This window comes from Corallococcus exercitus, from assembly GCF_003611585.1.
GTDB classification, from domain to species: Bacteria; Myxococcota; Myxococcia; order Myxococcales; family Myxococcaceae; genus Corallococcus; species Corallococcus exercitus.
In genome coordinates, this window is sequence record NZ_RAVW01000071.1 from 20,678 (window position 1) to 29,287 (window position 8,610).

General features: G+C 71.0%; 3 protein-coding genes. All 3 read left to right on the forward strand.

The window, feature by feature from the left end; translation table 11 throughout:
* Nucleotides 1-43: 43 nt before the first annotated feature.
* Nucleotides 44-5,212 (forward strand): non-ribosomal peptide synthetase, encoded by a 5,169-nt coding sequence (locus tag D7W79_RS11965; RefSeq protein ID WP_158616948.1) that lies wholly within the window; start codon nt 44-46, stop codon nt 5,210-5,212.
* Nucleotides 5,209-8,223, forward strand: coding sequence for a type I polyketide synthase (locus D7W79_RS11970; RefSeq protein WP_120525498.1), 3,015 nt, complete (start codon nt 5,209-5,211; stop codon nt 8,221-8,223). Before D7W79_RS11965 ends, D7W79_RS11970 begins: the two co-directional genes overlap by 4 nt.
* A partial coding sequence (locus tag D7W79_RS11975) for a thioesterase II family protein (protein ID WP_147441892.1) occupies nt 8,220-8,610 on the forward strand: 391 nt, incomplete at its 3' end. The genes D7W79_RS11970 and D7W79_RS11975, both read left to right, overlap by 4 nt.

The following is an 8,610-nucleotide window of genomic DNA, read 5'->3' on the forward strand; positions in this document are numbered from 1 at the left end:
TAAGCGCTTGATTTTGTTCGGACGGGGGCCGCTTGGAGGATTCTTGCTGCCCCCCGTCCACCAGCTCGTCGAGCGACGAGCGACCGAACTTTCCTCCCAGCTCGCTGTCGCATCCCGGGCCCGCTCCCTCACCCATGCCGCGCTGAACGCGCATGCGAACCGGCTGGCCCATGCGCTCATCGCCCGGGGCGCCAGTCCGGACGTCCTGGTCGGCATCTGCCTTCCTCGCAGCGTGGAGCTGGTGGCGTCCGTCCTCGGGGTCCTCAAGGCCGGCGCGGCCTGGCTGCCCCTGGACCCGTCCGCCCCTCCGGAGCGCTTGCGATACATGGCCGTCTCGGCAGGGGCCCGGTTCGTCATCGGCACGGGGCCTGCCGTGGAGCGGCTCGCGGCGGACGGCATCCAGGTCCTGGCTCCGGCGGCCCTGTCGCTCGAATCGTTCCCGGACGTGAATCCGGGCGTCCCCGTCCATCCGGATCATCTCGCGTATGTGATCCACACCTCGGGCTCCACCGGGTTGCCCAAGGGCGTGATGATCAGCCACCGGGCCCTGTCCGCCTTCACCGAGTACCACTGCGGCACGTTCGGCCTCTCACCAGCGGATCGCATCGGCGTGATTGCATCGCCGGGCTTCGATGCGTTGGTCATGGCCCTTCTGCCTTCGCTGGCCGCGGGCGCTCGATTGGAGCTGCCTCCCGACGAGGAGACCCGCCTCTCTCCAGTGAAGTTGCAGGACTGGCTGCTGGCCCGGGACATCACCTGCGTCTTCCTGCCCACGCCGCTGGCCGAACGCGTCCTTCCGCTGTCCTGGCCCGAGTCCTGCGCGCTGCGCCTGATGCTCACCGGCGGTGATCGGCTGCACGTGCGCCCCAAGCCCGGGCTGCCGTTCCAGCTCGTGAACGGCTACGGCCCCGCCGAGTGCACCATCTACAGCACGTCCGGCGTCGTCCCTCCCAGTGACGCATCCTCCGAGGAGCGGCTGCCGTCCATCGGCCGGCCCATCGATGGCGTGGAGGTGCACGTCCTCGGTCCGGCGCTGCGGCCCGTGGCGGAGGGCGAGACGGGAGAGCTGTTCATCGGTGGCCCCGGACTGGCTCGTGGCTACGTGGGCACGCCGGACCTGACCGCCGACCGGTTCATTCCGGATCCGTTCTCCCGCTTCGGCGGCGAACGGCTGTATCGCACGGGGGACCTGGGCCGCCGGTTGCCGGATGGCTCGCTGGAGTTCCACGGCCGTTCGGACCGTCAGGTGAAGGTCCGCGGCATCCGCATCGAGCCCGCGGAGATCACCGCCGCGTTGCTGACCCATCCGCACGTCGGGGCCGCGCACGTCATGGCGCGGAGTACCCCCGGGGCCGAGGGCCAGGACGTCTTCTTCGTGGCTTGGTTCGCGCCAAAGGATGCTCGGGCCGTCCCCGGGACGGAGCAGCTCCGCGAGCACCTCCGCGCCTGGCTCCCCGAAGCCATGCTCCCCCGGACCTTCGTCGTCGTGGACGCCCTCCCCCTGGGCCCTACCGGCAAGGTCGACGTGCAGGCGCTCCCCACGCCCGAAGCCCACGCGACCCGAAGCAGCGCGTACGTCGCGCCTCGCACGGAGCTGGAACACGGGCTCGTCCGGGTGTGGCAGGAGGAACTGCGCCTGGATGCCATCGGCATCGAGGACGACTTCTTCGAGCTGGGTGGACACTCGCTGTTGGCCACGCGGATCACCGCTCGGGTCGAGGACGTGCTGGGCCTCCCGCTGTCACTGACGGAGCTTTTCGCCCACCGTCGCATCTCCCTGCTGGCGACGGTGCTGGAGTCGCGCCGCGCAACCCCCGCGAAGGCCGCGTTGCCGCCCGTGGTCCGCGTCGCCGACCCCGAACGGGCGCCGCTCTCCGTGCAGCAGGAACAGGTCTGGTTCCTCCAGAAGCTGTCCCCCGGAAGCATCTCCTACCAGGCGCAGACGACCCTTCGCGTGCTGGGCGGTCTGGACCTGACGGTGCTCGAACGCGCGCTGACGGAGATCACCCGTCGCCATGAACTGCTGCGGACGACCTACGAGGAAGTCGACGGCCGGCCATGGCAGCGCGTCCTTCCCGTGACGCCGGTGCAGGTCCCGCTGATTGACCTGTCCGGGCTGCCCGCGGACGAGCGCGAGCACCGGCGTGAAGAGGCCCTCAGCCAGGAGCTGCGGCGACCCATGTCGCTCTTCGAGCCGCCGCTCGCGCGCTGGACCCTCATCCGCCTGACTCCGGATGATCACGAGCTGGTCCTCGTGGAGCATCACGTCGTCCACGACGGCGTGTCCTTCTCCGTGCTGATGCGGGACCTGGACGCGCTCTACAACGCCTACCTGCGGGGAGAGCCGTCGCCGTTGCCGGAGCTGCCGGTGCAGTACCGCGACTTCGCGTCGTGGCAGCGCGAGGCCCTCGAAGGGCCAGCCATGAAGGCCCAGCTCGACTTCTGGCGGAAGCGGCTGGCCGGTGCTCCCGAGGTGCTGCCGCTGCGCACCGACCATCCACGCCCCCGCGTGCAGACCTTCAACGGCGACCTGCTCCGGCTGGAGCTGCCGCCCGCCCTGCCCGGCGCCCTGCGTGCCTTCTGCCGGGCCGAAGGCGTCACCCTCTTCAACGCTCTCTTCGCCGCCTTCGCCACGCTGCTGCATCGCTACACCGGCGAGCAGGACCTGTGCATCGGTTCGGCGTTCGCGGCCCGGGCGGGTGTCCGGAACATCGAGAACGTCATCGGCATGTTCGTCAACGCCGTCGTCCTTCGGTGTGACGTCTCCGGCGCGCCGTCGTTCCGGGAGCTGGTCCGGCAGGTGCGGGACCTCACCTTGGAGGCGGCGGAGCACCAGACGTATCCGTTCCTCAAGCTGATCGAAGGCTTGGGCGTGAAGCGCGATCCCAGCCGAAACCCGCTCGTGCAGGCCATGTTCAGCTTCCATGACTCGGCCGTGCGGAGTCCCCGGCTGGGTGAGGCCTCGTGCACCATCTTCGAGCGCGGCAATGGATCCTCGAAGGTGGACCTGGACGTCGTGGCCATTCCGCACGCGGGCCGGCACCTGGGGGACAAGGAGCGCGGCGACGCGCGCATCTCGCTCATCTGGGAGTACAACCGGGACCTCTTCGACCGCTCGACGATGGAGCGGATGGCCGCGCACTTCCTCCGGTTGATCGAGGCCGCGGTGGCCAGTCCCGGCACGCCGGTGTCGCGCCTGCCGATGCTTTCGGACGCGGAGCGACAGGGCCTGCTGGGCAACGGATCCGCGACATCCGTCAGCGTTGCGCCGCCAGTGCATCAGCAGGTCCTGGAGCAGGCCCTGCGCACCCCTGACGCGGTGGCCGTGCGTGACGAGGCAGGCACCCTCACCTACTCGGAGCTGATCCGGCGCGCGACGCTGCTCGCCGAGCATCTCCGCGAGCACGGTGCTGGCGCGGAGTCGGTCGTCGGCGTCTGCACGCCACGCGGTGCGGACCTCGTCACGGCCGAGCTGGGTGTGATGCTGACCGGAGCCGCCTTCCTGCCGCTGGATCCGGAGCACCCGGCTGAACGGATCGCGCTCATCCTCGGCGATGCCGGTGTCCGTCAGGTGGTCACCACCGGACCGCTCGCGGATCGACTCCCGGCCACGCTGGCGCGCGTGCGCATCGAGGACTTCCGTGCGCCCGGCACGCCTCGGGGTGACCTGCCCACGGAGGCGCGTCCCGGTCAGCGGGCCTACGTCATGTACACCTCCGGCTCCACAGGCGTCCCCAAGGGCGTGGTCGTGGAGCATGGCGCGCTGGCCCACCTCGTCGGCTGGCATCGGCGTGCGTTCGGGTTGAATGCGAACAGCCGCACCACGCTGCTCTACTCGCCCGCGTTTGATCCGTCCGTCGCGGAGGTCTGGCCCGCGCTCACCACGGGCGCGACGTTGCACGTGCCGGGTCAGGACGTGCGCCTGTCCCCGGAGCGCCTTCAGGCCTGGCTCCTCTCCGAGCGCATCACCTTCACCGACCTGCCGACCGCGCTCGCTGAACGTCTGCTCGCCCTGCCATGGCCCGCTGCGTGCGAGTTGCGCACGGTGCTCGCGGGCGGAGACCGGCTCCATGCGCGTCCGGTGCCCGGACTTCCGTGGCGGCTGTTCAACCAGTACGGCCCCACCGAGACCACCGTGACCGCCACCTCCGGCGAGGTGCTTCCCGCGGGGCCGGATGCGGCACGGCCCGACATGATGGGCCAGCCCATGGGCGCCAAGGCCTACGTCCCGGATGCGGAGCGGCAACCTGTGCCCATGGGGGGCGCGGGAGAACTCCCCGCCATCGGCCAGCCCATTGATGGGACCACGGCCTACGTCCTGGATGCGGCGCTGCAGCCTGTCCCTCCAGGCGTCGCCGGAGAGCGGTATGTCGGCGGTGCCGGCGTGGCGCGCGGCTACCTGAAGCGCCCGGACCTCACCGCCGCGAGCTTCATCCCCGACCCGTATGCCGCACACCCAGGCGCGCGCATGTACCGCACGGGCGACCGGGTCCGGCACCGGCCGGACGGGATGCTCGAGTTCCTGGGCCGCATGGATGCGCAGCTCAAAATCCGTGGCTTCCGCGTGGAGCCCGCGGAGGTCGCTGTTCGACTGCGCACGCATCCGGGACTCGCGGAGGCGCACGTTCGCGCGTGGAGCCCTCCAGGTGGCGCACCGCAGCTGCTCGGCTACCTGGTGCCTCGTGCCGGACAGGCCGTGCCTTCACCGGCGCGGCTGCGTGAGCACCTCGCCCGCGAGCTGCCGGCGTACATGATTCCGTCCGCCTATGTGGAGCTGACGGCGCTGCCGCTCACCCACGGCGGTAAGGTGGATGAGCGGGCGCTGCCCGAGCCCACGCCCGGAACCCAGGCGCCCCAGGTCCCGCTCGCGAATGAACAGGAGCGGCGGATCGCCAGCATCTGGTGCGAGACGCTGCGCCTGGAGCGGGTGGGCGCGGAGGACAACTTCTTCGACCTCGGTGGCCACTCGCTGCTGCTGGCCCAGGTGCAGCACCTGCTGAAGCAGCGCATGGGCCACGATGTGCCCATGGTGACGCTGTTCGAGTTCCCCACCGTCCGCGCGCTCGCGGGACATCTCCAGGGCCGGGACGATGGCGGAGAGGCCGCGGCCGCGCAGGAGCAGCGCCAGGAGCAACGGCGCAGTGGACGTGCGCGCCTGCTGGGCCGTCAGGGCCGGCTGACGTCGGACCGCTCCGGGGAGGAAGTGGAATGAGCGCGTCACTCGACCTGATGGAGGAAGAGGATCGCTCCGCGCACCTCGCGGTGGTGGGTCTGTCGTGCCGGCTCCCCGGTGCGGCCAACGCGGCGGAGTTCTGGTCCAACCTCGCAGGTGGCGTCGAATCCATCACGTTCTTCGGTCCGGACGGACGGCCTTGTGCCGAACCTCCCACCGAGCGCTCCGTGGGCGAGGCGGTGCCCGCCTTCGGTCTCGTCGCCGATGCGGACAGGTTCGATGCGGCGGCCTTCGGCATCTCGCCGCAGGAAGCCCTGATGCTGGATCCGCAGCACCGCGTGTTCCTGGAGTGCGCGCGGGAGGCACTGGAGGACGCCGGGTATGATCCGGCTCGCTACCGGGGCGCCATTGGTGTCTTCGCGGGCGGGAGCGAGACGGACTATTTGTCCACGCTGCGTGCCCGGAGGGACCTGCTGGCGGGGGCCAGTGACTGGCAGCTCCGGCTGGCGACGGGCGTGGACTTCCTCACCAGCCGCGTGGCCTACAAGCTGGGGCTTCGCGGGCCTGCTGTCACCGTGCAGACCGCGTGCTCCACGTCGCTGGTCGCGATCCATCTGGCCGCGCAGGCGCTGCTCGCGGGTGACTGTGACATCGCGTTGGCGGGAGGTGCGTCGGTGCACGTGCCGCCCCGGTTCGGCCACTACAGCGAGGGCGGGCCGCTGTCTCCGGATGGCCGCTGCCGCGCGTTCGGCGCTCGAGCGCAAGGCACGGTGGGAAGCAATGGCGCGGGCATCGTGGTGCTCAAGCGGCTCGCGGATGCGCTCGAGGATGGAGACTCCATCCGTGCTGTCCTCCGGGGCACCGCCGTCAACAACGACGCCGCCGGGAAGATCGGCTTCACCGCGCCGAGCGTCGAAGGCCAGTCCCGCGTCATCGAGACCGCCCTGCATGCGGCGGGTGTGGAGCCCGCGAGCATCAGCTACCTGGAAGCGCATGGCACCGGCACGCGGCTGGGAGATCCCATCGAGGTCGCCGCGCTGACGAAGGCCTTCGGTGCTCGTGAGGGGCAGCCCTGCTGGCTGGGGTCGGTGAAGACGAACATCGGGCACACGGATGCGGCGGCGGGCGTGGCGGGCTTCATCAAGACGGTGCTGGCGCTGGAGCACCGGAAGCTGCCGCCCAGCCTGAACTTCGAGCAGCCCAACCCGGAGATCGACTTCGAGCACGGCCCCTTCCGCGTGAACACGGAGCTGCGGGACTGGGACACCGGGGGGCTCCCCCGGCGCGCAGGCGTCAGCTCGCTGGGCATCGGCGGCACCAACGCGCATGCCGTGCTGGAAGAGGCGCCCACCCTGCCTGGCTCCGAGCGTTCGCGCTCCCCTCAGTTGCTGGTGCTGTCGGCCCACGGACCCGTGGCGTTGACCCGCGCCGTGGAGCGACTGGGAGGGCACCTGCGTGCGCATCCCGAGGTGGACCTGGGCGACGTCGCCTGGACGCTTCAGGTGGGACGGGGCGCGCACAGGCACCGCGCATTCGCCGTGGGCCAGGACATCGCCGAGGTCCTTCACTCACTGGCGGAGCAGGAGGAGTCCTCGCGGCAGGAGTCCGGTGAGCGCCAGGTGGTGTTCATGTTCCCCGGGCACGGAGGGCAGCACGTGGGCATGGGCCGGGAGCTGTATGGCTCGCAGCCAGCGTTCCGTGAAGCCGTGGACGCGTGCCGTGCGCACCTGACGCCGCTCCTCGGGTTCGACCTGGGGACGGTGCTCCATCCCGATCCCACTGACGCCGCCGCCCTCGAGCAGGCCGCTGCCCGGATGGGCGAGTTCGTCACCGGCCAGCTCTCCGTCTTCGTCATCGAGTACGCGGTGGCGCGGCTGTGGAAGCGCTGGGGCGTGCAGCCCGCCGCCGTGGTGGGGCACAGCCTGGGGGCGTATGCCGCGGCCACGGTGGCCGGGGTGTTCCAGTTGGAGGACGCGCTGCGGTTGGTCCTGGAACGCTCGCGCATCCTTGCGAGTCTGCCGTCGGGCGCGATGCTGGCCGTGCCGTTGCCCGAGCCGGAGCTGACGCCCCTGCTTCAGGGAGGACTCGCACTGGCGGCGGTGAACGGGCCCGCGCAGTGCGCGGTGTCCGGTCCGGTGACGGAGATTGAAGCGCTCCAGGCCGGGCTGGCGGCGCGTGGTGTGGAGTCGAGGCTGCTGCGCATTCCGGGCGCGGGACACTCGCCGCTCGTCGAGCCGTCACTGGCAGCGTTCACTGCGTGCGTCCAACGCGTCGAGCGGCGGCCTCCGCAGCTCCCGTGGATCTCCGATCGCACCGGTGTGGCCGTGACGGCGGAAGAGGCCGTGGACCCGGCGTACTGGGCCGCGCACCTGCGCCACACCGTGCGCTTTGGCGATGCGCTGAACACGTTGTTCGCCGGCCCGGCGAGCATCTTCCTGGAGGTCGGGCCCGGACGAACGCTGGCGACGCTGGCGCGTCAGCACCCCGGCGTGGGACCCCACCTCACCGTCGCCACCCTGCCCCATCCCGCGGACAACACGTCCGATGCGACCAGCGCGCTCACCGCCGCCGGACGCCTGTGGACCGCGGGCGTCCCGCTCTCCTGGCAGGGGCTGCACGGGGGCGCACGCCGTCGCCGGGTGCCGCTGCCCACGTACCCCTTCGAACGTCAGCGCTACCTCGTCGAAGTCGAAGCGCCGGGCTCGTCCGCGACGGTGACGAAGCCCGCTGTCGCCATCGCCAACGTGCCGCCTTCAGGTGCGCCCATTCAGGCCGATGCTGCCCCCACGGGCTCCACCGAGGCGCCGGAGTCGATCGCGGATGAGGCGGTCTTGCGCCGGGTCTCCACCGCGTTCGCGGAGGTCCTGGGGCTGGCCCGGGTCGGGCTCCACGACAACTTCTTCGCGCTGGGGGGCGACTCGTTGATGGCGGCGCAGCTCATTGCCCGGCTGCGTCCGCATGTCTCCGCGCCGCTCAAGGTGAAGGCCATCTTCCGCGCTCCCACCGTCGCCCGGCTGACCCGCTTCATCGCGGAGTCCTCGCCGTCATGAACTCTCCCTGGCTCGCGTGTCGCATCCGGCGTCCGGACGCCTCCATGCGCCTCTTCTGCTTCCCGCACAGCGGAGGCTCCGTGGGCGAGTACGTCCGCTGGGCGGACCTGCTCCCGGACATCGAGGTCTTGGGCATCCAGCTTCCAGGCCGGGGGGCTCGGGCGGAAGAAGCGCCATTCACGCGGTTGCACGACCTGGTGGACACCCTGGTGCGCGAGGTGGACTTTGGAACGTCCTTCGCGTTCTTCGGTCACAGCCTGGGGGCGCTCGTCGCCTTCGAGACCGCGCGCCGCCTGCGCGATCTGGGCCGGGCCATCCCCAGCGCGCTGTTCCTCTCCGCGGCCCCAGCCCCGCAGCTCCCCCCGCGCGGCATCCCCGCCAGCCACC